Source organism: Leifsonia aquatica H1aii, from assembly GCF_000633535.1.
GTDB lineage: Bacteria > Actinomycetota > Actinomycetes > Actinomycetales > Microbacteriaceae > Leifsonia > Leifsonia aquatica_A.
On sequence record NZ_AYMR01000009.1, the window covers coordinates 581,516 to 601,823 of the forward strand.

Consider the following 20,308-nt stretch of genomic DNA (forward strand, 5'->3'; position numbering starts at 1 on the left):
GCCGTCAGGCCGGGCGCTGGGCCGGCGAGATCGTCTGGGCGGGGTCGGTCTCCGCGACATCCCCGATCGCCTCGTCGATGCGCGCGAGAACCTCGCCGGACAGGCGCACGCCCGCCGCGGCGGCGTTGGAGGCGACCTGCTCGGGACGCGAGGCGCCCACGATCGCGGCGGCCACGTTCGGGTTCTGCAGCACCCACGCGACGGCGAGCTGGGCCATCGTGATCCCGAGCTCGTCGGCGATGGGCTTCAGGCCCTGGACGGCCGTGAGCACGTCGTCGCGCAGGAAGCCCTTGATCGCGTTCGCCCCGCCCTTCTCGTCCGCCGCACGGCTGCCGGCCGGCGGCTGCGCGCCCGGCGCGTACTTGCCGGTGAGCACGCCCTGAGCGACGGGCGACCAGACGATCTGCGAGATCCCGAGCTCGGCCGACGCGGGCACGACCTCCTTCTCGATGACCCGCCAGAGCATGGAGTACTGCGGCTGGTTCGAGATCAGCTGGAAGCCGAGCTCCTTCGACAGGGCGTGACCGGCGCGCAGCTGCTCGGCGTTCCACTCGCTCACACCGATATAGAGGGCCTTGCCGGCGCGGACGACATCGGCGAACGCCTGCATCGTCTCCTCGAGCGGAGTCTCGTAGTCGAACCGGTGGGCCTGGTACAGGTCGACGTAGTCGGTGCCCAGACGCTCGAGCGAGCCGTCGATCGACTCGAAGATGTGCTTGCGGGAGAGCCCGACATCGTTGTGGCCCTTCGGGCCGGTCGGCCAGTACACCTTCGTGAAGATCTCGAGCGAGGCACGGCGCTCACCCGCGAGGGCGTCGCCGAGAACCTTCTCGGCCGCGGTGTTCGCGTAGGCGTCCGCGGTGTCGAACGTGGTGATCCCGGCGTCGAGCGCGGCCCGCACGCTGCGTGCGGCGATGTCGTTCTCCACCTGGGAGGCGTGGGTCAGCCAGTTGCCGTAGATGATCTCCGAGATCTTGAGCCCGGAGTTGCCGAGGTATCTGAATTCCATGCGATCACGCTACCCGTCGCGGACGCTGTCAGGGGACGGTGGCATGCTGGACCCTGTGGGACGTGCGGACGGCAGCGATCGGCGGGTGACGACCGCGGACGTCGACGACTCCGCGGCCACCGTGCTGCACGTCGACATGGACGCCTTCTTCGCCTCGGTCGAACTCCTCGACCGCCCCGACGCCCGGGGCAAGCCCGCGATCGTCGGGCACGCGGGAGGCCGCGGCGTGGTGACCAGCGCGACGTACGAGGCGCGCCGCTTCGGCGTCCGCAGCGCGATGCCGATGTCGCAGGCGCTGCGACTGTGCCCGACGGCGATCATCCTTCCCCCGCACTACCAGAAGTACACCGAGTACTCCGCGCGCGTGATGGAGATCTTCCACGAGGTCACGCCGCTCGTGGAGCCGCTCAGCATCGACGAGGCGTTCCTCGACGTCGCCGGTGCGCGGCGCCTGCTCGGTTCGCCGCGCAGGATCGCCGAGCTCATCCGCTCGCGCGTTCAGGAGGAGACCGGGCTCACGTGCTCGGTGGGTGTGGCCGGGACCAAGTTCATGGCGAAGCTCGCCTCCGGACGCGCGAAGCCCGACGGCCTGCTCGTCATCCCTCCGGCGGAGACGATCGCCTACCTGAGGCCGCTGCCGGTCGGCGCGCTCTGGGGCGTCGGCGCGAGCACGCAGGCGTCGCTGGAGCGGATGGGGATGCGCACCGTCGCCGACCTCGCCGACGCGCCGATGGCGGTGCTGCAGCGAGCGGTGGGCGATGCCGGCGCGCGCCGCCTGCACGACCTGGCGAACGGCCGGGACGCACGACGGGTGGTCACCGAATCGCGCGAGAAGAGCGTCGGCCACGAGAACACGTTCAGCGCCGACGTGGACGACCCGGACATCCTCCGCCGCGAGCTGCTCCGGCTGTCCGGAAGGGTGGGGGAGCGCCTGCGCACTCACGGTCTGGAGGGGCGCACCGTCGCGATCAAGGTGCGGTTCTCCGACTTCCCCACGATCACCCGCTCGCGCACCCTCGCCGAACCGACGAACGTCGGGCGGCGGCTGTTCGAGGAGGCCTGGCAGATCTTCGAGGCGCTCGACCTCGACGTGCGCACGACGCCCATCCGCCTCATCGGCGTGCGCGCCGAGCAACTGCTCGACGCGGGTGGCGACGCGTTGGCGCTCTGGGACCCGGACGAGGAGTGGCGCGAGACCGAACGCGCCCTCGACGCGGTGAGCGCGCGATTCGGGCGCGGGATGATCGGCCCGGCCTCCCTCGTCCGCCGCACCCGCGAGGCGGACGACGAGGCCCGCGACGGCCGCAACCCGCGCTGGGTCAGCGACTAGCGCAGCCCGACCGCGATCCCGCGGTGGTCGCTGCCGTTGTCCGGGAGGACTGTGCTGCTGACGGTCGAGAGGCCGCGGACCAGCGCGTGGTCGAGGCGCGCGACGGGGAACGCCGACGGCCAGGTGAAGCCGAGGCCGAGCTCGCTGTCCGGCTTCTCGCCCAGTTCGGCGAAGAGCGGGGCCAGTGTGCGGTCCGTGGTCGCGGTGTTGAAATCGCCGACCACCAGGAGGCGGACGGCATCGTCGGAGGCCACCGTGTCCGTCAGCTCCCGGAGCATCTCGTCGCGCGTCGCGCTCTCGCCCGGCCGGACGGACGCGAGGTGGACCGCGTAGACCCGGGTGGTGCCGCCGGGGGTGTCGACGTCGACGCTGAGCGCGCGCTCCCAGCCCAGGCCGAGATCCAGCCGCTTCTCGTCGTGGAGAGGGTGGGAGCTCCAGAGCCCGACCGTCCCGACGATCGCGTGATACGGGTAGTCGGCGTCGAGAACGCCGGAGACGGCATCGCGGTTCGTCGCGTCGAGCTCCTGCAGGGCGATCAGGTCGGGATCGCGGCCGGCGAGGTCGCGCGCGATCTCCGCCGCCTTCGGGTTCGCAGCGTGGAGGTTCTCGCTCACCACGGTGAAGTCCGGTGCGCCCACGGACGCGGCGGGCAGCAGGGCGCTGCCGAAGAGCGACCACCACACGGCCGCCGCGGCGGCCACGCCGAGCCCGGCGAAGAGGGAGAGCCGGAACAGCGCCGACAGGCCGAGCAGGGCGATGAGGGCGGCGGCCCAGGGCAGGAAGGACTCGACGAGGGACGCGGCTCCGCCGACGTCCGGCAGCATCCCGTGGCAGAGCAGGAGGGCGGCGACGGCCAGCGCCGCGATCCCCGTCAGCACGCCTCGGGGGCGGCGGCGGGATCGGCTCGGTGACACCCGATCGATTATTCCGACCCTGTCGCTGAGAACCCGCCGCGAACGCCGGGAGGAGCCTGCGAACCGGCCTGGTCATGCTGGGAGCGCGGCGGGTACGGTGAAGGCATGACCAATATCTCGCTCAAGCTCGCCGAGACCGTCAGCGCGTCCGGCATCAAGTCCGTCTACGGCGAGCCGGTCGTCATCGACGGCACGACCCTCGTCCCCGTGGCCGCCGTGCAGTTCGGCTTCGGAGCCGGCAATGGCTCCGAGAGCGAGGACGGCCCCGGCGGTGGCGGCGGCGGTGGCGTGGCCATCCCGTTCGGCGCGTACGTGAGCGATGCGGCGGGCGTCCGGTTCCGGCCGAACCTGATCACCCTGCTCGCGGTCGCCATCCCGTTCGTCTGGGTGGCCGGGCACGCGTGGTCGCGCGTCATCCGTGCGCTGAAGAAGTGATGTCGCACTAGACTGGTCGCGAACACGGGAGTCCGGTGAGCCGGGCTGAGAGGAAGCTTCTCCAAGCTTCGACCGTCGAACCTGATCTGGATCATGCCAGCGCAGGGAGGCCATCTCTGAATCCCGTGCCCTCTTTTCCCTGAGCGAAAGGGCACGAACAGTGCACGCAACCATCACCTCGTCCGAGACGCGCCCCGCGCGCGTCCTCCGCTGGCGCGTCGTCGACATCGTCGTCGCGAGTGTCGTCGCCGTCGCCGCCGGCGTCGTCTTCTGGGTCTGGGGACAGGTCCAGAACCCGATCTCCGGCCCGGTCAGCGCCGTGCTGCCCGGCTTCCAGGGTCTGCTCAACGGCCCGTGGCTGTTCGCCGGAGTGCTGACGGCGCTGATCGTCCGCAAGCCGGGCGCCGCCCTCTACGGCGAACTCGTCGCGGCCGTCGTCTCCGCCCTGATCGGCACGCAGTGGGGCTTCGCCACGCTGCTCTCCGGCGCGGTGCAGGGGATCGGGGCGGAGATCGTCTTCGCCCTGTTCCTCTATGCGAACTGGAGGATCGTGCCCGCCATCCTCGCGGGGGCAGGCGCCGGCCTGGCCGAGTCGATCCTCGACCTCCTCTACTGGTACCCGGGTGCGAAGCCGGAGTTCGCCGTGGTCTACACGATCACCACGACGGTGTCCGGTGCGCTGGTGGCCGGTCTGCTGTCGTGGCTGCTCGTGCGCGCCCTCGCGAAGACGGGAGCGCTGAGCCGGTTCGCGGCGGGGCGCGAGGCGACGGGACGGGTCTGACCATCGCTCACGATCCCGTGACCCAGGGACCGCCGGTCCCGGCCGCCGTTCGGGTCGGCGGCTGGGGCTGGCGCTATTCGGGGCGCGCGGCGTGGGCCGTGCGTGATCTGACGCTGCGCATCGAGCCGGGCGAGCGGGTGCTCCTGCTGGGCGCCTCGGGCGCGGGCAAGAGCACCGTCCTCGCCGGGCTCGCCGGCGTGCTCGGAGGCGACGACGACGGTGAGGCGGAGGGCACGCTGGCCGTGGCCGGCCGATCGCCGGCCGAGGCGCGCGGCACGGCCGGACTGCTGCTGCAGGACCCCGACGCGCAGGTGATCCTGGCGCGCGTGGGCGACGACGTCGCGTTCGCCTGCGAGAACCTCGGCGTCCCCCGTGACGAGATCTGGCCGCGGGTGCGGGCCGCGCTCGACGCGGTCGGCTTGGCCGTGCCCCTCGACCACCCCACCACCCAGCTGTCGGGAGGGCAGAAGCAACGGCTCGCGCTGGCAGGCATCCTCGCCATGCGACCGGGCCTCCTGCTCCTGGACGAGCCCACGGCGAACCTCGACCCGGACGGCGTGCGCGAGGTCCGGGACGCGGTCGCCGCCGCCGCGACGGAGAGCGGGGCGACCCTCGTCGTCGTGGAGCACCGCGTGGCCGTGTGGCGGGAGGTCGTCGACCGGGTGATCGTGCTGGCCGCCGACGGCGGCGTCCTCGCCGACGGGACGCCGGACGCCGTGCTCGCCGACGCCTCCAGCGCCCTGCGCCGGGCCGGCGTGTGGCTGCCGGGCGAGATGGTGGCGGAGGCGCAGGCCGTCTCCCTCGGCGCACCGCTCCTCACCGCGCGGGAGCTCGCCTTCGGCCGCGGGCCGGCCGTCGCCCGGCGACGCCGTCGTGCCAGGGCCGCCGCGGTCGGGGCGCTGCCCGAGCGCGTCTCCCTCGACCTCGCCGAGGGGTCGGCGGTCGCTCTCACCGGGCGGAACGGTGCGGGCAAGTCGACGCTCGCCCTCACACTCGGCGGCCTGCTGCCGGTGCTGGGCGGGACTCTGCGAGCGGAGGCCACGCTGGCGGCGGGTGCCGACCCGGCCCCGCAGGCATGGCGCTCGCGCGAACTGCTGACACGGATCGGCAGCGTCTTCCAGAACCCGGAGCACCAGTTCGTCGCGTCGACCGTGCGCGACGAGCTGACGGCCGGTCCGCGCGCGCTCGGTCTCGGGGACGCCGAGACCCGGGAGCGGGTCGACGAGCTCCTGGAGCGGCTGACGCTGACAGCGGTCGCGGACGCCAACCCGTTCACCCTCTCGGGCGGGCAGAAGCGGCGGCTCTCGGTCGGTACCGCCCTGGCCACCCGGCCGCGGCTCCTCGTGCTGGACGAGCCCACCTTCGGCCAGGACGCCAACACCTGGCGCGGGATGGTGCGCACGATCGCCGGACTGCGTGCGGCCGGGCATGCGATCGTCACCGCGACCCACGACGCCGAGTTCGTGTCGGCCATCGGTGCGGCGACGCTCGCGCTGGGGTCGGAACGGGAGGTGGCGGCATGACGTTGCTGGAACCCGTCCGCACGGGGCCGCTCGCCACGCTCAACCCCGTGGCCAAGCTCGGTGCGGCGCTGATCGTGACCGCGGTGCTCCTGATCTCGATCGACCCGGTCTCCGCCGCGGTCGCCCTCGCCCTGGAGCTGCTCCTCGTGGCCTTCTCGGGCCTCCCGGCGCGGACGCTCGCGCTGCGGACGGCCCCGATCTGGATCGCGGCGCCGCTCGCCGGGTTGACGACGACGCTCTACGGCCGCACGTCCGGGACGGTCCATCTGCAGTGGTGGGCCGTGGAGGTCAGCGACGGCTCCCTCCAGCTCGGCCTCGCGACGATGCTGCGCATCCTGGCCATCGGCCTTCCCGCCGTGCTGCTGTTCATCACCATCGACCCCACCGATCTCGCGGACGGCCTCGCGCAACTGCTGCGCCTCCCGGCGCGCTTCGTGCTCGGCGGACTCGCCGGGCTGCGCCTCGTCGGGCTGTTCGCCGAGGACTGGCGCGCGCTGACGCTGGCCCGTCGTGCCCGGGGTGTCGCCGAGAGCGGGGCCCTGCGCCGGATGCTGGGGCAGGCGTTCTCCCTCTTCGTGCTCTCGCTGCGCCGCGGCAGCAAGCTCGCCACCGCGATGGAGGCCCGCGGCTTCGGGTCGTCGGCCACGCGGACCTGGGCCCGGCCCTCGGTGTTCCGCGGCCGGGACTGGGCCGCGCTGGCGGTCGCCGCCGTCGTGGCGGGCGTGTCCGTGGCCGTGGCCGTGGCAGTGGGGAGTTGGAATGTCCTGGGCCGCTGAACCGGCCGGGCCCGCGGACCGCACGCGCCTCGACGCCGCCATCCGGGCCGCCGTCGACCGGGCGTGCGCGGGAGATCCGCGCGATCCCGCGGCCTCCCGCGCGCACACTCCCGTCGTGCTGATCGACGGTCCCAGCGGTGCGGGCAAGAGCTCGCTGGCCGACGACCTGCTGCGCGACTGGCCGGCGGCGGGGGTGCCGCGCCTGGTCAGGATGGACGACCTCTACCCGGGGTGGGACGGCCTGGATGCGGGCAGCGTGGCACTCGGCCGCGACCTGCTGGTGCCGCTGCGCCACGCCGGCTCCGGCCGCTGGCAGCGTTGGGACTGGGCGCTCGACCGTCCCGCCGGCTGGACGGAGGTGCACGGCACCGAGCCGCTCATCGTCGAGGGCTGCGGGACGCTGGCCCGGGCGAACGTCGCCGCAGCGGACCTGGCGCTCTGGCTGGATGCCGACGACACCCTCCGCAAGCGCCGGGCGCTCGACCGAGACGGCGAGACCTTCGCCGAGCACTGGGACCGCTGGCAGGCAGAGTTCGAGGCGTACCTCGTGCGGGAGCGTCCGCGGGCGGCGGCGGTCCTGCGGCTCGATGTGACCGACTGGCCGCTCGGTGGGGAGCGGCTGCGCGTCGGGGAGGACTAACGTGGCGTCATGAGCGATTCACAGGCCCACGATCCCGAGTACATCGTCGAGTACGCCGACGGCCCCCTGGCCGGCACCGCCGAGCGCCGGTACCTCGTCGGCGGCGCGGTGGACGAGCGGATCGGCGCCGTCGCGGCGGTCGAGGGGCTCGAGTCCCTGTTCTGGTACGTCGCGGGCGACGAGCGCGTGGTCAACGGCGAGAAGCACGTGAGCTACCGTTTCGACGCGCCGGACAGCGATCCGGTCGAGGCGGACAAGGACGAGGAGTCCCTCTAGCACCGAACCGTGGCGGCCGGGAGCGCCGAAGGCTCCACGCCGGCCCGGTCGCTACGCCCAGCCGAGCTCGTGCAGGCGCTCGTCGTCGATGCCGTAGTAGTGCGCGATCTCGTGCACGAGTGTGATGTGGATCTCGTCGCGCAGCTCGTCCACGGTGTCGCAGATCGCCAGCAGCGGCTCCCGGTAGAGGATGACGCGATCCGGCATCTCGCCGAACCCGTACGCGTCGCGCTCGGTGAGGGCCACGCCGTCGTACAGGCCGAGGAGGTCGAGCGAGCCGTCCTCCGGGCGGTCCTCGACCACGAAGACGACGTTGTCCAGTCCGTCGATCATCTCGTCGGGCAGCTCGTCGAGCTCATCGGTGACGAGCGCCTCGAAGGCATCGGCATCGAGCTGCAGGCCCACGGTCACCACGCCTCCGCGACGGCGGCGTGCAGGTCGAGCAGGCCGGCGGTGCGCTCACTCGGGCCGCGGCCGAAGCCGCACTCGGTCGCGACACCGAACGCAGGCTGCGCCGTTCCGGCGGCGGCGATGCGTCGTGCGGCTCCCTCGGTGCCGTCCTCGTGGTGCAGGAGGCCCAGGTAGAGCTCGGTCCCGTCCGGGATCCGGACGTCGGCCAACGGCGCGAAGTAGGCCTCGTCGTCGCGCTCGATCGGCACCGGCAAGTGGACGAAGGCGATCGGGCGGCCGGCCCGGTCGAGGATGCCGCGGGTGACGGCGGCGAGCCACCCGGCGTCGGCGGGCTGCACGAAGTGCGACTCCTCGACGTCCCCGTAGCAGAGGTGGTATCCGACCTCGACGTCGGACGGGACGGCCTGCGCCTGGCGGACCGCTCGCTCGACGACCCCGTCGAGGACATCGTCGAACCAGGGTTCGATGCGCCCCTCCAGCAGCCCGAACTCGACCGCCGTATCCCACTGGACGGCCAAGCGGTCGTGCGGGATGCCGGCGACGATGCGGTCGAGCTCGGCGAGCAGCGCCCGCTCGTACGCCGGCTCGAAGGCGGCGCGGTCCTGCGGGACCACGAACGCGCCGGCGATCGCGGCGGGCGTCGGCAGCGAGACCTGGAAGCGGGTGCCGGGCGCCAGGACGCCCTCGTCGGCGAGCCGCGCGAAGGCGGCATACGACTCGAGCGCAGCGGTCGCGTAGCCGAGGTCGGGGAAGACGAGGTCGTCCGCCGTCACTCCGGCGTCGAGCTGGAACGGCCGCGCGTCGAAGCGATCGCGCAGGTAGTACGGCTCGGTCGGAATGCGGGAGATGCCCGCCATCGTGTCGAAGCGGGCGGTCTGGAACTGGATCCAGTAGAACCGCTCGCCGACCTCGCCGTCCGGGATACGTCGCATCCGGTCGCCCAGATGCTCTGAGACGGTCCGCAGGACCGTCTCGGCATCGGGCAGGTTGACGCTGCCGACGAGGTGGGCGCCGCGGACCTCCGGGGCGCTCGGGGCGGGGTGCGGGGGAACGGTGCTCACCCGCGCGAGTCTACCGGCGTCGCGCGGGTGAGCCGGGGCGAGCGGCCCCAGGGGCGGTTCAGTACCAGTTGACGGACTGCGAGTGCGACCACGCCGAGCAGGGCGTGCCGTAGGCGCGGGAGATGTAGTCGAGGCCCCACTTGACCTGTGTGCTGGCATTGGTGGCCCAGTCGGTGCCGAACGAGGCCATCTTGCTGCCGGGGAGCGCCTGGGGGATGCCGGTCGCGCCGCTGCCGCCGTTGGAGGCCTGGTAGTTCCAGTTCGACTCCTTCTGCCACAGGTTGCTGAGGCACTGGAACTGGTCGGCGCCCCAGCCGTACTGCGAGGCGGAGACCGAGCGGGCGGTCGCCTTCGCGCCGTCGGGAGTATTGGCCGCCGCCGCTGCGGCGGCGGCCGCCTCGGCGGCGACGCGGTCGGCCTCGGCACCGGCCGCGGCCAGAGCCGCGGTCGCTGCCTTGGTGGCGTCGATGGTCGAGCGCAGCGTGCTGTCGTCGAGCTTCGTGTAGGCGCCGAGACCGGCGATCTCGGTCTTCGCCGCGGAGGCGTCCGTCTTGGACTCGTTGGCGGTCACGGTCGACTGCGCGGCGGCGAGCGTCTGCGTCGCCTCCGCTTCGAGCCGGTCGCGCACGATCTTGTCGTAGATGGAGAGCTGCTCGTGGTGCAGGCCGGTGGAGGAGGAGAGCTCACGGGTGGCGGCCTCGCTCTTCTGCTGAGCGCTGATGGCGGGGCCGATGAGGCTGGCCGACATGAGGACGGCGGCGGCACCGGTGACGATGCGGCCGAAGGGGATGTCGGTCTTCTGGATGGCGTTGCGAAGGGTGCTGAGCATTCGGTTCCTGGGTCGGGCTTCCCCGCCTGGCGGCCTCCCGGGTGCTCCGGGCAGACGTGACCGTGCCGCGCGGGGGCGCGGACGGGCGGGCTGGAACCCGCGTCGGAACGCACGGAAGCCTCAGCTGGACCCGTGGTCCGGAAGGGCGCGGCGTGCGGCGCGGGGTGTGCCACGCGTCGAAGCGGCGTCCCGGGTGTTGGGGGCTGGGGGAGGACGCGCGCAGCGTGGCACGGGCGGCCTTCGATGCCGCCGACAGGCCACGTTAGGCCCCGATTCTGGACGGTTCGGGTACGACCCCTGGCAAAGTCGTGTACGTGTCACCTATCGGCGGTGCCGGCCGTGGACTCCTCGACGGCCGACTCCGCCGCGTCCATGCGCCGATCCGTCACCCAGATCATCCCTGTGAGGAGGCACACGACGACGACCCCGGCGCCCAGGAAGACCGCCTGCAGGCCGAACACCTGCGCCACGATCCCGCCCGCCGCCGCCCCGAGAGGAATGGTGCCCCAGGCCAGGAGCCGGTAGGCGCTGTTGAGGCGGCCCAGCAGATGATGCGGGGTCACCCGCTGGCGCAGCGAGACGGTGATCACGTTCCAGACCGACACCATGACGCCCCCGATGAAGAAGGCGGCGCCGATGATCCACGGGCTGGCGGTGAATGCGGGCGTCGCGACCGTGAGCACGGAGCCGAGGATGGAGATGGTCAGCGCGCGGGAGCGGCCGAGCAGCCGCTCCGCGCCTTCGGCCAGGAAGGTGCCCAGCACGCTGCCCAGAGCGGAGGCCGTGAGCAACGCACCGTAGGCCGGGTCGTCCAGTCCCATCGCCGAGTTCGCCCCGACGGCGTAGAGCACGAAGACGGTGAACATCGCGTTCGTCGCGAAGTTGAAGCCGCCGACCATGAAGGCGAGCACGCGCAGCAGGGTGCTGCTCCAGAGGAAGCGCAGCCCCTCGGCGATGTCCGCGCGGATCGTCGTGGTGCCGGTGCGCTCGGCGCGGAAGCCGCCCCGCAGGAGGAGGAGCAGCGCGATCGCGACCACCCAGAGCACCGCGGGAGCCCCGAACGCGAGCCCGATGCCGGCCGCGACCAGGAAGCCGCCGAGCGGCGGGCCGATGAACTGGTTCGCCGTGAGCTCGGCCGCGTACAGCCGGCCGTTCGCGCGCGAGAGGGCATCCCTCCCGACGAGCTGCGGGAGGATCGACTGGGAGGACGTGTCGTAGACCGTCTCTGCCGTGCCGACCAGCACCGCGGCGACGTAGAGCAGCCAGATCGAGCCGACGCCCGCCACCGTCGCCGCCGTCAGGACCGCGAGGAAGGCCGCGCGGGCGACGTTGGCGCCGATCATCAGCCGGCGCCGGTCGAAGCGGTCGGCCAGTGCCCCAGCCGTGAGTGCGAAGAGCAGCCAGGGCAGCGAGAAGGCGAACGCGAGCCCGGCGATCAGCAGCGGCGAGTCGGTGAAGCGGACCGCCACGAGGGGGAGGGCGACCTTCATCACGCCGTCGGCGAGGTTGGAGAATCCGGCGGAGCTCCACAGCGTCCAGAACGGTGCACCGAGTCGTTTCGAGGTCACGCAGGCCAGCATCGCACAGGGATTGAGAGAATTCAATCGATGCGAAGGAACTCGATCATCGGTAGTCTGTGCCCATGGAACGCGACCCGAGCATCGATCCCGACGCGAAGCGGCGCCCGGCGACCGTCAAGGAGATCAAGGCCATGTCGCATCCGCTGCGGGTGCGCATCCTGCGCCTGTGCGGCGACAAGGAGCTGACCAACAAGCAACTCGCCGACCGGCTCGACGTCGACCCGGGTACCGTGCTCTATCACGTCCGGCAGCTCGTCGACGCGGGCTTCCTCGAGCCGGTGGCCGTGCGCACGGGGGAGAGCGGCGCCCTGGAGAAGCCCTACCGGTCGACCGGGCGCACCTGGTGGCTGTCGGTGGGGGCGGACGCGTTCGCCGGCAGCGACGGCTACGCGCCGATCGACGCCTTCCAGCAGGAGCTCGCGGAGGCCGGCCCGGCCTCGATCGCCACCTACGCGCGCTTCGCCCTCCATCTGTCGGACGAGGATGTCACCGAACTCGACCGGCGCATCGTCGCCGTCATCGACGAGTTCGTCGAGACCGACGCCGACCGCGCCCATCTTCCCCTGCACGGCGGCCTCGTCGTCCTGCACCGCTCCGCCGAGTAGCGCGCTGCGCCGGGCCGCTTCGCGCCCGGCGACCGCGGCGTTTCGGGACGACCGCGGTGCTTCGGGACGACCGCGGTGCGGCGCCGCACCGCGGACGTCCCGAACGACAGCGGTCGCTCGGGACGAGGGCCGTGAAAGCGAGAAGCCCCGGTCTGTTCGACCGGGGCTTCTCTGTGGGGTGAGTAACGGGGCTTGAACCCGCGACCTCCTGGACCACAACCAGGCGCTCTACCAACTGAGCTATACCCACCATGTCCTGCGACCGTTTCAGCTGAACCGGCCGAGGCAACTCATCGATTCTAGTACATCCGCGGCGCCCATTTTTCCACTACGGCCGCCGAGACCTCCTGGACCTGCTCGGTGGTGGGTCCCGGGTCGCTCACGAAGGCGGCGGAACGGTAGTAGTCGAGCTCGCGGATGGACTCCAGGATGTCGGCGAGTGCGCGGTGTCCGCCGTTCTTGCCGGGGGCGTTGAAGTAGACGCGGGGGAACCAGCGGCGGGCGAGCTCCTTGATCGACGAGACGTCCACGTTGCGGTAGTGCAGGTGGTTGTCGAGGCGGGGCATGTACTTGGCGAGGAACATGCGGTCGGTGCCGATGGTGTTCCCGGCGAGCGGCGCCGAGCGAGCGTTGGGCACGAACTTCAGGACGTATTCGAGCACCTCGTATTCGGCCTCGCCCAGGCTCTTGCCGTCCGGGATCTCCTCGATGAGTCCCGAGGTGGTGTGCATGTCACGCACGAAGTCGTTCATGTTCTCGAACGCGGACGCGTCGGGCTTGATCACGATGCTGAGTCCGGGGTCGAGCACGTTCAGCTCGAAGTCGGTGATGACCACGGCGATCTCGACCAGCTCGTCGACCTCGAGGTCGAGTCCGGTCATCTCGCAGTCGATCCAGACCAGTCGATCCGAGGAGTTAGACATGCCTTCGAGTCTAGTGCGGCCCTCCGACCACCCGCGGCACGGGCTGGGGCACGGGATGCTTGGGGTCCATCCCGTCACCGGCCGAGATGTGACGCAGCCGCCGCCCGGCCCACGGGATCGCGTACACCCGCAGCCAGGTGCGGAACGGGATCTCGTCGGGCGCGGCCTCGGGGGGTGTGTCGGCGGGGGAGGCCGCCTCGCCGAACAGCGGGGTCGTCTCGGTGTACGGGATGCCGAGGGTGTGCGCCGCCAGGCCGGCGAGGACACGGTGGCCGCGGGAGCTGAGGTGGACCCGGTCGGACGCCCACATCCCGGCCTCCCGGAACTCTCGCACGCCCCACACATCGAGCACGGTGGCCTGCTGGTCGCGCGCGATGCTCCAGATGTTGGCGTTGAACACGGCCGCGCGCCCCCGGAACGGTTTGAGGAAGAACGCGAACTGCGGGTCGAAGAGGTTGGCGAGCAGCACGGACGATCCGGCGGCACGGAGGGCGCGGATCCCGCTCTCGAGTTCGGCGGCGAGTGCGTCGGGGTCGGCCGTGGGGCTCATCAGGTCGTTGCCGCCGATGAGCACCGACACGAGGTCGGGCTTCATGGCGACCGCGTGCGGGACCTGGTCGTCGACCACGTCGGAGATGCGGCGGCCGCGCACGGCGAGGTTCGCGAACTCGAGGCTGCGGCCCGCGAGCCGCGCGTCCCCGTCGAGGATGCCCGCCAGCCGGTCGGCCCAGCCCAGCCACGCGCCGTGCCTGTTCGGTGTCGCGTCGCAGAGCCCTTCGGTGATCGAGTCTCCGAGGGCGACGTACCGAGAGAAGCTGGACCGGCTCACGGGGCGATTCTGAGCGCCGCGGGTGACCTGCGGGTGACATCGCGCCGACGGTGGCCGGATCGTCGTCCCGAGTTCGCCGGACGTACACTGACAGCGTGGATCCGTCACCGTCCGTTACCCGGGATGTCACGGGAGGCATCGCCCTCACGCTGTACACCTCGGCGTTCTGCGAGCCCTGCATGCAGACCCGCGCCGTGCTCGCCGAGGCCGTGCGCCTGGTCCCGGCGATCACCGTGACCGAACTGGACGTGACCCGCGCCCTCGACCGCGCGGAGCGCGACGGGATCCGCTCCACCCCGACGGTCATCGTCACCGGCGCGGACGGCCACGAGGTCTTCCGGGCGGAGGGCGTGCCGACGCTGCAGCAGGTGCTCGTCGCGGCGGCGAAGGCGGTCTAGCGGGCGGTTCGCCGGTATCCGGCGTGGCCGTTGTGGCTCGCGGTCGCTGTGGCACAGGGTCGCTGGTGCACTACCGCTGTGGCACGCGGGTGCCCCCGGCAGGAATCGAACCTGCGACCAAGAGATTAGAAGGCTCCTGCTCTATCCGCTGAGCTACGGGGGCGCGACGTCAACGATACCGCAGGTGCCCTCCCTCCCCGCCGACCGCCGCCGAGCGCCGTGAGTGGGCGCGACGCGCCCTGGGGGGACGTGAGCGGTCGCGAAAAAGGGCGTGTCGCGGCGTCTCAGCGGCGACACGCCGGTGCGGCGATGAGCGCCCTTGTTTGGGACGTGCGCGGTGCGGCGCCGCGCAGCGGACGTCCCGAGACGTAGCGCTCGCACCGAGAGCGGTGCCGCGCCGCGCCGCACCGCGGCCGCTACAGGGTTGCGCCGCTCTTGCCCGCGCGGGTGACGATCGCGATGACCGGGCGGCGGCCGCGGAGGCCGAAGCGGAGTCGGAGGCTCGCCTGGCGGGCGATGAGCACGCCGACGATGACGGCCGCGACGGCGGGGACGATGCCGGAGATCATCATGGCGCTGTGGGGGCCGATCGCCTCGACGAGCCAGCCCATGACGGGTCCGCCGATCGCCTGGCCGCCCAGCAGCACGAGGATGTAGAGGGAGATGACGCGGCCGCGGATCTGCACGTTGGACGACATCTGCACCAGCGAGTTCGCGGCGGTGATGAAGAGCAGGTTGCCGACGCCGATGCCGACGAGGAGGATGCTGAACGCGATCTCGGCCGGGGCCAGGCCTGCGAGGGTCTGCACGATGCCGAGCGCTGCGGCGGTGCCGACGACCATCGAGAGGCGGACGCTCGTGCGCCGGGTGGAGGCGAGCGCACCGGCCAGGGCGCCGGCGGCGACGAGGGCGTTGAAGAGGCCGTAGCCCTGGGCTCCGACCCGGTAGACGTCGTTCGCGAAGGCGGCCAGGAAGACCGGCATGTTGAACGCGAAGACGGCGGTGACGGCGACCATCACGATGGTCCAGAAGATGACCGGCTTGCGACGCACGTAGCGCATCCCCTCGGTCAGCTGCCCCTTGGTGCGGGGAGCCGGGGGAGAGTGGTGCAGCTGATCGGTGCGCAGGGTGCAGAGCGCTCCGACGACGGCGAGGCAGGCGGCGGCGTTGATGACGAACGACCAGCCTCCGCCGACTGCGGTGATGAGCAGGCCGGCGGCGGCCGGGCCGATGAGGCCGCCGAGCTGGAAGATCGACGAGTTCAGGCTGATCGCGTTGCGCAGGTAGGTCGGACCGACGAGCTCGTTGACGAAGACCTGGCGCGCGGGGTTGTCGACGACGGTCACCAGACCCAGCAGGAACGAGATCAGGTAGACGTGCCACACCTGCACGCTGCCGGTGAGGGTCAGGATGGCCAGTGCCGCGGCGAGGGCGGAGGCCGCCGACTGGGTGATGATCAGCAGCCGCTGCTTGGAGTAGCGGTCGGTGAGCACGCCGCCGTAGAGGCCGAGGACGAGCATCGGCGTGAACTGCATGAAGACGGTGATGCCGACGGCCGCGACGCTGCCCGAGAGCTGGAGCACGAGCCAGTCCATCGCGATGCGCTGCATCCAGACGGCGGTGTTGGCGACGAGGTTGCTCGCGGCGAAGATGCGGTAGTTGCGGACGCGGAGCGAGACGAAGGTCTCCCGCCACGGGGGTCGCGTGCTGAGCACGGGCATGGGGCCGGTGGGCGGGGCTGCTGCTGTGGGGGTCGCCACGTGTGTCCTTGCGTGTGTATCGAGTGGGTCTGGTTCCGTATCTGCGGGCTCCTTCGACCATACGTCGGGTCGGGGTATTGTTTGGTGCAATCGAAGCTATAACTCCTATTGACTTTCCGAATGGATGGGCGATGTTCGATCCCGTGCTGCTCCGCACCTTCCTCGCCGTGGCCGACACCCGCAGTTTCACGCGCGCCGCGGGCCGCCTCGGCATCAGCCAGCCGACCGTCAGCCAGCATGTGCGACGGCTGGAGGAGGCCGCCAAACGACAGCTCGTCGCCCGGGACACCCGTGAGGTGCGCCTGACCGACAACGGCGACGCGATGGCCGGCTTCGCGCGGACGATCCTTGCGGCGCATGCCGAGGCGGACCGCTACTTCAGCGGGTCGGCGATGCGGGGCCGGCTGCGCTTCGGGGCCGCGGACGACCTGGCGATCACGACGCTGCCGCGCATCCTGCGCCACTTCCGGCAGCAGCATCCGCAGATCAATCTCGAGCTCACGGTCGATCAGTCCGGGCCGCTGCACCGGCGGCTGAAGGCGGGCCACCTCGACCTCATCTTCATCAAGCAGAACCCCGGCACGACGGAGGGCACGGTGGTGGCCACCGACGAACTGGTGTGGATGGGGCAGGAGAAGAGCGCGTTCGATCCGGCCCAACCGTTGCCGCTGATCGCCTACCAGGGCACCAGCCTCAGCCGCCAGATCGCGATCGATGCTCTGGAGGAGGCGGGCCGCACCTGGCGGATCACCTGCAACACGCGCGAGGTCAACGGTGTGCTCGCGGCGGTGCGGGCAGGGATCGGCGTCGCCGTCTTCCCGCGCTCGCTCATCCCGACCGATCTGGTGAAGGTCACGAACCGGTTCGCGCTGCCGGAGCTGGGGCACGTGGACTTCACCCTGCTGTCGAACCCGGCGGCGCCGACCGAGCCCATCGAGGCCCTGACGACCGCGATCCTGGCACGGGCCGTGACCCGCGTCCCGTAGGTCGCGATTCCGTGCGGGTCAGCCGACGATCGGGACCTGGTCGGGATCCGCGGGGCGGCGTCCGCCGTCGGACGAGCGCTTGCGCAGCACGAGCGCCAGCAGAGGGAAGAGCAGGACGGAGAGCATCCCGGCGCCGACGAGCGCCGTCGCGGTGCCGCTGCTGACGTCTCCGGCGGCGACGCCGATGGAGGTGACGGCGACGATGATCGGCAGACCGGTGGCGCTGAACAGAGTGAGCGACGCGCGATCGGCGAACGTGGACCCGGGAGGAGCGGCGAGCGAGCCGGGCAGCCCACGGACCACCAGCAGCAGGACGAGGAAGATCGGCAGCAGCAGGAGGGCGTGCGGATCGGTGACGAGCGCCTTCAGATCGAACCCGATCCCGGTGCTGATGAAGAACACCGGCACGAGCACGCCGAAGGCGACCGCCTCGAGCTTGCCCTCGATCAGGTGGGCGTCCTCTTCGTCGGCGCCGGCCAGCAGCACGCGGCAGATCACCCCGGCCGCGAACGCCCCGAGCAGCATGTCCAAGCCGAGGGCCAGGCTGAGCCCCACCAGGGCGGCGATCACCAGGACGACGAAACGCACGGCGAACTGGCCGCTGGTGTGCAGGGTCGCGCGCACCAGGCGGTGGAAGCCGCGGTGCGCACCGCGGGACGCGAACCAGATGGCGGCCCCGGCGATGATCGCGAAGCCGATCAGCACGATCGCGGCGCCGAGCGGCCTGCGCCCGCTGAGGAACAGCGAGATCGCCAGAAGGGGCCCGAACTCGCCGATGGCGCCCACGGCCGTCACGGCCCGGCCGAACGGGGTACGCAGCTCGCCGGCGTCCCGCAGGACCGGCATGAGGGTGCCGAGGGCGGTGGAGGTGAGGGCGATCCCGACGTAGACGGCGGTGACGAACGAGGGGGAGAGTGCGAACGCGATCAGCACGCCCGCGACCAGGGAGATGATCCAGCCCAGGGAGGCGCGCCGCAGCGGTCGGCCCGCGATCGCCGCGAAGTCGATCTCGTTGCCCGCCATGAAGAAGAGGAAGGCGAGTCCGAAGTTGGACACGGCGTCGAGAGCGCCGCTCGTCGGCACCCAGCCGAGAACGCTCGGGCCGACCAGGAGGCCGAGCACGATCTCGAACACGACGAGGGGGATGGCGGCCACTCGGCCGACGAGTCGCGCCAGGATCGGCGCCGCCACCGCCAGCAGCGGGACGAGGACGATGGTGGCGACGTCGGGGGACATGGGCCGATGCTAGCCGCCGGGTGCACGGCTCTGGAAGGGGGCGTTCACACGACCGAAACGCGCCGGGGATATCGTGGGGGCATGCGCGAACTGCAGGCACGGATCATCGACGAACTCAACGTCAGCCCCACCATCGACCCCGCCGCCGAAGTGGAGAAGCGGGTCGACTTCCTCACCCGCTACCTCGCCGTCACCGGCGCCGCCGGCTTCGTCCTGGGCATCAGCGGCGGGCAGGACTCCTCCCTGGCCGGGCGGCTCTGCCAGCTGGCCGTCGAGCGGCTCGGCGAGCGCGGCACCGCGGCCGAGTTCATCGCGGTGCGGCTGCCCTACGCCGTGCAGCACGATGAGGACGACGCCCAGCTCGCGCTCTCGTTCATCCGCCCGCAGCGCGTGGTGACGTTCAACATCCAGCGGGGCACCGACGGTGTGCAGGACGAGTACGCGGACGCTGTCGGCGACGCGATGACCGATTTCACCAAGGGCAATGTGAAGGCGCGCGTGCGGATGGTGGCGCAGTACGCCATCGCTGGTCAGCGGCGGCTGCTGGTGGTCGGCACCGACCATGCCGCCGAGGCCGTGACCGGGTTCTTCACCAAGTACGGTGACGGCGGCACGGACGTGCTCCCGCTGACCGGTCTGACGAAGCGGCAGGGCAAGGCTCTGCTGCAGCAGCTGGAGGCACCCGCACGGCTCTACGAGAAGGCGCCGACGGCGGATCTGCTCGATCACGACCCCGGACAGACGGACGAGGACAACCTCGGGCTCAGCTACGCGATCATCGACGCCTTCCTGGAGGGACAAGACGTGGCGGCCGAGGATGCGGCGGCGATCGAGGCGCGCTATCTGGCGACGGAGCACAAGCGTCGCGTGCCCGCCAGCATGTTCGACACGTGGTGGCAGGGACGCGGCGACTACAGCGTCTGAGATCGCGTCCGCTCTGCCGGCTCCCGGCCTCGGGCGGGCGACGAGCCACGCGAAACGCGAGAAGGGGGCGCCGGCGCGAAGCCGGCGCCCCCTTCCCGTTCGGGTGGTGACGCGTCCGCGAGGCTCAGACCGGCTGGCCCAAGCGCGTGGTCGGTGCGGTGTCCGAGCTCTCGCCGGAGCCGGCGGGAGTGGTCAGGATGCCGAGCGGGCCGCTGTCGGCGACCGGTCGCTCCGTCGCTGCCGGAGCGGCGGCCGCGGAGCCGGCAGGGGCCGCGTACTGGTCGTGGTGCTGCTGGGCGACCCAGGCGTCCTGCTGCTGGATCAGGCTGCGGTCGGTGTCGGTGTTCTCGAACCGCCAGCGCTCGAGGTCGCTCTGGAAGATCTTGCGGGCGCGGCCCGGCTTGTTCTGCCACTCGATGAGGCGGTCGCGGAACTCCGCCACCGCCGGGTCGAGTTGGTAGCCGAAGGTGGCCGATGCCCGCTTCATCTCGGCGAGCTGGTGGCCGGCCCAATTGGCGGCGACCCCGGAGCCCTTGATGGGCAGCAGGCGCACCAGGATGTCGGCCTGACCGACGGCGCGGTCCGAGAGGACCTGCTCAGCCGGGGTGAGGGAGTTCCAGACGGAGGCCTCGGTCGCGGCATCGACGAGCGCCGCGATCGCGGAGGCCTTCTGCTGGCGGTCGGTGCGCGACAGCAGGCCCCGCAGGGCGCCGCGCGCGATCCACGCCGCGAGGAGGCCGGACACGATGACGGCGACGGCGAGGACCGCGCCAGAGAAGATCACCGGGCGCGTGGCCGGTGCGAGGAGCCAATCGACGAAGTCATTCCACCACTGCATGCGCCGATGGTAACCGCGGGGGCGGCGTGCGGAGCGCAGCCGCCGCGCTGTGTCGCACATCCGCACGTGGGCCGACCTGTGATGCACACGGATCCCTCCCCAGGGCGGCGAACCGGGCCGGCGTGCACAGATCCGGAGACGCGGCCGCGCCACGGCGGGTGGGCGACCAGGCTGGACGTGCGGACCGCATCCGGCGGACGCGGGGAGGAGTAGGGATGGAAGCGACCGTCACAGTGCGGGGGAT

The 20,308-nt window shown here is 71.7% G+C and carries 22 protein-coding genes, 2 tRNA genes and 1 riboswitch; of the genes, 11 read left to right on the top strand and 13 right to left on the bottom strand.

The features are described from left to right. Positions 1 to 4 precede the first annotated feature (4 nt). Complete coding sequence (locus tag U870_RS0111400; protein WP_025157517.1) at positions 5 to 1,009, bottom strand: aldo/keto reductase family protein; 1,005 nt, start codon at positions 1,007 to 1,009, stop codon at positions 5 to 7. Between the two features lie 43 nt (positions 1,010 to 1,052). Here U870_RS0111400 and U870_RS0111405 point away from each other — a divergent pair, with 43 nt between their 5' ends. Beyond that, on the top strand, positions 1,053 to 2,339 hold the full coding sequence (locus U870_RS0111405; RefSeq protein WP_240183679.1) for a DNA polymerase IV: 1,287 nt from the start codon (positions 1,053 to 1,055) through the stop codon (positions 2,337 to 2,339). Here U870_RS0111405 and U870_RS0111410 read toward each other — a convergent pair. Then, a complete protein-coding gene (locus U870_RS0111410) occupies positions 2,336 to 3,253 on the bottom strand; it encodes an endonuclease/exonuclease/phosphatase family protein (protein ID WP_162819135.1) in 918 nt (305 codons plus the stop codon). The two genes, U870_RS0111405 and U870_RS0111410, sit on opposite strands and share 4 nt — an antisense overlap. A 105-nt stretch (positions 3,254 to 3,358) precedes the next feature. Here U870_RS0111410 and U870_RS0111415 point away from each other — a divergent pair, with 105 nt between their 5' ends. From U870_RS0111415 to U870_RS0111440, 6 genes are all read left to right on the top strand, one after another. Next, positions 3,359 to 3,688 (top strand): GerW family sporulation protein, encoded by a 330-nt coding sequence (locus tag U870_RS0111415; RefSeq protein WP_025157520.1) that lies wholly within the window; start codon positions 3,359 to 3,361, stop codon positions 3,686 to 3,688. Between the two features lie 14 nt (positions 3,689 to 3,702). Next, positions 3,703 to 3,813, top strand: a riboswitch (TPP riboswitch). Between the two features lie 35 nt (positions 3,814 to 3,848). Further along, complete coding sequence (locus U870_RS0111420; protein ID WP_025157521.1) at positions 3,849 to 4,469, top strand: ECF transporter S component; 621 nt, start codon at positions 3,849 to 3,851, stop codon at positions 4,467 to 4,469. 17 nt (positions 4,470 to 4,486) lie between these two features. Then, positions 4,487 to 5,992, top strand: a complete 1,506-nt coding sequence (locus tag U870_RS0111425) for an ABC transporter ATP-binding protein (RefSeq protein WP_240183680.1) — start codon at positions 4,487 to 4,489, stop codon at positions 5,990 to 5,992. Beyond that, positions 5,989 to 6,768 carry an energy-coupling factor transporter transmembrane component T family protein gene (locus U870_RS0111430; protein ID WP_025157523.1) on the top strand — a complete coding sequence of 260 codons (780 nt, stop codon included), beginning with the start codon at positions 5,989 to 5,991 and terminating at the stop codon, positions 6,766 to 6,768. Before U870_RS0111425 ends, U870_RS0111430 begins: the two co-directional genes overlap by 4 nt. Further along, positions 6,752 to 7,408 (top strand): ATP-binding protein, encoded by a 657-nt coding sequence (locus U870_RS0111435; protein WP_025157524.1) that lies wholly within the window; start codon positions 6,752 to 6,754, stop codon positions 7,406 to 7,408. Before U870_RS0111430 ends, U870_RS0111435 begins: the two co-directional genes overlap by 17 nt. A gap of 9 nt (positions 7,409 to 7,417) precedes the next feature. After that, on the top strand, positions 7,418 to 7,684 hold the full coding sequence (locus U870_RS0111440) for a hypothetical protein (RefSeq protein ID WP_025157525.1): 267 nt from the start codon (positions 7,418 to 7,420) through the stop codon (positions 7,682 to 7,684). A 51-nt stretch (positions 7,685 to 7,735) separates the two neighbouring features. Here the strand turns inward: U870_RS0111440 and U870_RS0111445 are convergent, their stop codons facing one another. The 4 genes from U870_RS0111445 to U870_RS0111460 form a co-directional block, all read right to left on the bottom strand. Further along, complete coding sequence (locus U870_RS0111445) at positions 7,736 to 8,089, bottom strand: metallopeptidase family protein (protein ID WP_025157526.1); 354 nt, start codon at positions 8,087 to 8,089, stop codon at positions 7,736 to 7,738. A gap of 2 nt (positions 8,090 to 8,091) precedes the next feature. Further along, on the bottom strand, positions 8,092 to 9,156 hold the full coding sequence (locus U870_RS0111450; RefSeq protein WP_025157527.1) for a hypothetical protein: 1,065 nt from the start codon (positions 9,154 to 9,156) through the stop codon (positions 8,092 to 8,094). 58 nt (positions 9,157 to 9,214) lie between these two features. Then, positions 9,215 to 9,985, bottom strand: coding sequence for a hypothetical protein (locus U870_RS0111455; RefSeq protein WP_025157528.1), 771 nt, complete (start codon positions 9,983 to 9,985; stop codon positions 9,215 to 9,217). A gap of 317 nt (positions 9,986 to 10,302) precedes the next feature. Then, positions 10,303 to 11,553, bottom strand: coding sequence for an MFS transporter (locus U870_RS0111460; RefSeq protein ID WP_025157529.1), 1,251 nt, complete (start codon positions 11,551 to 11,553; stop codon positions 10,303 to 10,305). A 74-nt stretch (positions 11,554 to 11,627) separates the two neighbouring features. Between U870_RS0111460 and U870_RS0111465 the strand changes: the two genes are divergently transcribed. Beyond that, the gene (locus U870_RS0111465; protein ID WP_025157530.1) at positions 11,628 to 12,170 is read left to right on the top strand and encodes an ArsR/SmtB family transcription factor; all 543 of its coding nucleotides are present in this window, start codon (positions 11,628 to 11,630) and stop codon (positions 12,168 to 12,170) included. Between the two features lie 174 nt (positions 12,171 to 12,344). On the opposite strand, the gene U870_RS0111470 is transcribed toward U870_RS0111465, so the two are convergent. The 3 genes from U870_RS0111470 to U870_RS0111480 all read right to left on the bottom strand — a co-directional run bounded on the left by U870_RS0111470 (position 12,345) and on the right by U870_RS0111480 (position 13,922). Beyond that, positions 12,345 to 12,420 (bottom strand) — tRNA-His (locus tag U870_RS0111470). Positions 12,421 to 12,469: 49 nt separating this feature from the next. Next, positions 12,470 to 13,093 carry an oligoribonuclease gene (gene orn, locus U870_RS0111475; RefSeq protein ID WP_025157531.1) on the bottom strand — a complete coding sequence of 208 codons (624 nt, stop codon included), beginning with the start codon at positions 13,091 to 13,093 and terminating at the stop codon, positions 12,470 to 12,472. A 10-nt stretch (positions 13,094 to 13,103) separates the two neighbouring features. Beyond that, positions 13,104 to 13,922, bottom strand: coding sequence for an SGNH/GDSL hydrolase family protein (locus tag U870_RS0111480; RefSeq protein ID WP_025157532.1), 819 nt, complete (start codon positions 13,920 to 13,922; stop codon positions 13,104 to 13,106). A 95-nt stretch (positions 13,923 to 14,017) separates the two neighbouring features. On the opposite strand from U870_RS0111480, the gene U870_RS0111485 reads away from it, so the two are divergent. Next, positions 14,018 to 14,320, top strand: a complete 303-nt coding sequence (locus U870_RS0111485) for a thioredoxin domain-containing protein (RefSeq protein WP_043709868.1) — start codon at positions 14,018 to 14,020, stop codon at positions 14,318 to 14,320. 90 nt (positions 14,321 to 14,410) lie between these two features. On the opposite strand, the gene U870_RS0111490 is transcribed toward U870_RS0111485, so the two are convergent. Both U870_RS0111490 and U870_RS0111495 read right to left on the bottom strand, forming a co-directional pair. Further along, a tRNA-Arg gene (locus tag U870_RS0111490) sits at positions 14,411 to 14,483 on the bottom strand. Positions 14,484 to 14,736: 253 nt separating this feature from the next. Next, positions 14,737 to 16,041, bottom strand: a complete 1,305-nt coding sequence (locus U870_RS0111495) for an MFS transporter (RefSeq protein ID WP_025157534.1) — start codon at positions 16,039 to 16,041, stop codon at positions 14,737 to 14,739. Positions 16,042 to 16,211: 170 nt separating this feature from the next. On the opposite strand from U870_RS0111495, the gene U870_RS0111500 reads away from it, so the two are divergent. Then, positions 16,212 to 17,066 carry a LysR substrate-binding domain-containing protein gene (locus U870_RS0111500; RefSeq protein WP_025157535.1) on the top strand — a complete coding sequence of 285 codons (855 nt, stop codon included), beginning with the start codon at positions 16,212 to 16,214 and terminating at the stop codon, positions 17,064 to 17,066. Positions 17,067 to 17,084: 18 nt separating this feature from the next. Here U870_RS0111500 and U870_RS0111505 read toward each other — a convergent pair whose 3' ends face one another. Continuing rightward, positions 17,085 to 18,302 (bottom strand): cation:proton antiporter, encoded by a 1,218-nt coding sequence (locus U870_RS0111505; RefSeq protein ID WP_025157536.1) that lies wholly within the window; start codon positions 18,300 to 18,302, stop codon positions 17,085 to 17,087. Positions 18,303 to 18,383: 81 nt separating this feature from the next. On the opposite strand from U870_RS0111505, the gene nadE reads away from it, so the two are divergent. Next, positions 18,384 to 19,226, top strand: coding sequence for an ammonia-dependent NAD(+) synthetase (gene nadE, locus U870_RS0111510; protein ID WP_025157537.1), 843 nt, complete (start codon positions 18,384 to 18,386; stop codon positions 19,224 to 19,226). Positions 19,227 to 19,350: 124 nt separating this feature from the next. Here nadE and U870_RS0111515 read toward each other — a convergent pair whose 3' ends face one another. Next, on the bottom strand, positions 19,351 to 20,064 hold the full coding sequence (locus U870_RS0111515) for a hypothetical protein (protein ID WP_025157538.1): 714 nt from the start codon (positions 20,062 to 20,064) through the stop codon (positions 19,351 to 19,353). Positions 20,065 to 20,308 lie beyond the last annotated feature (244 nt).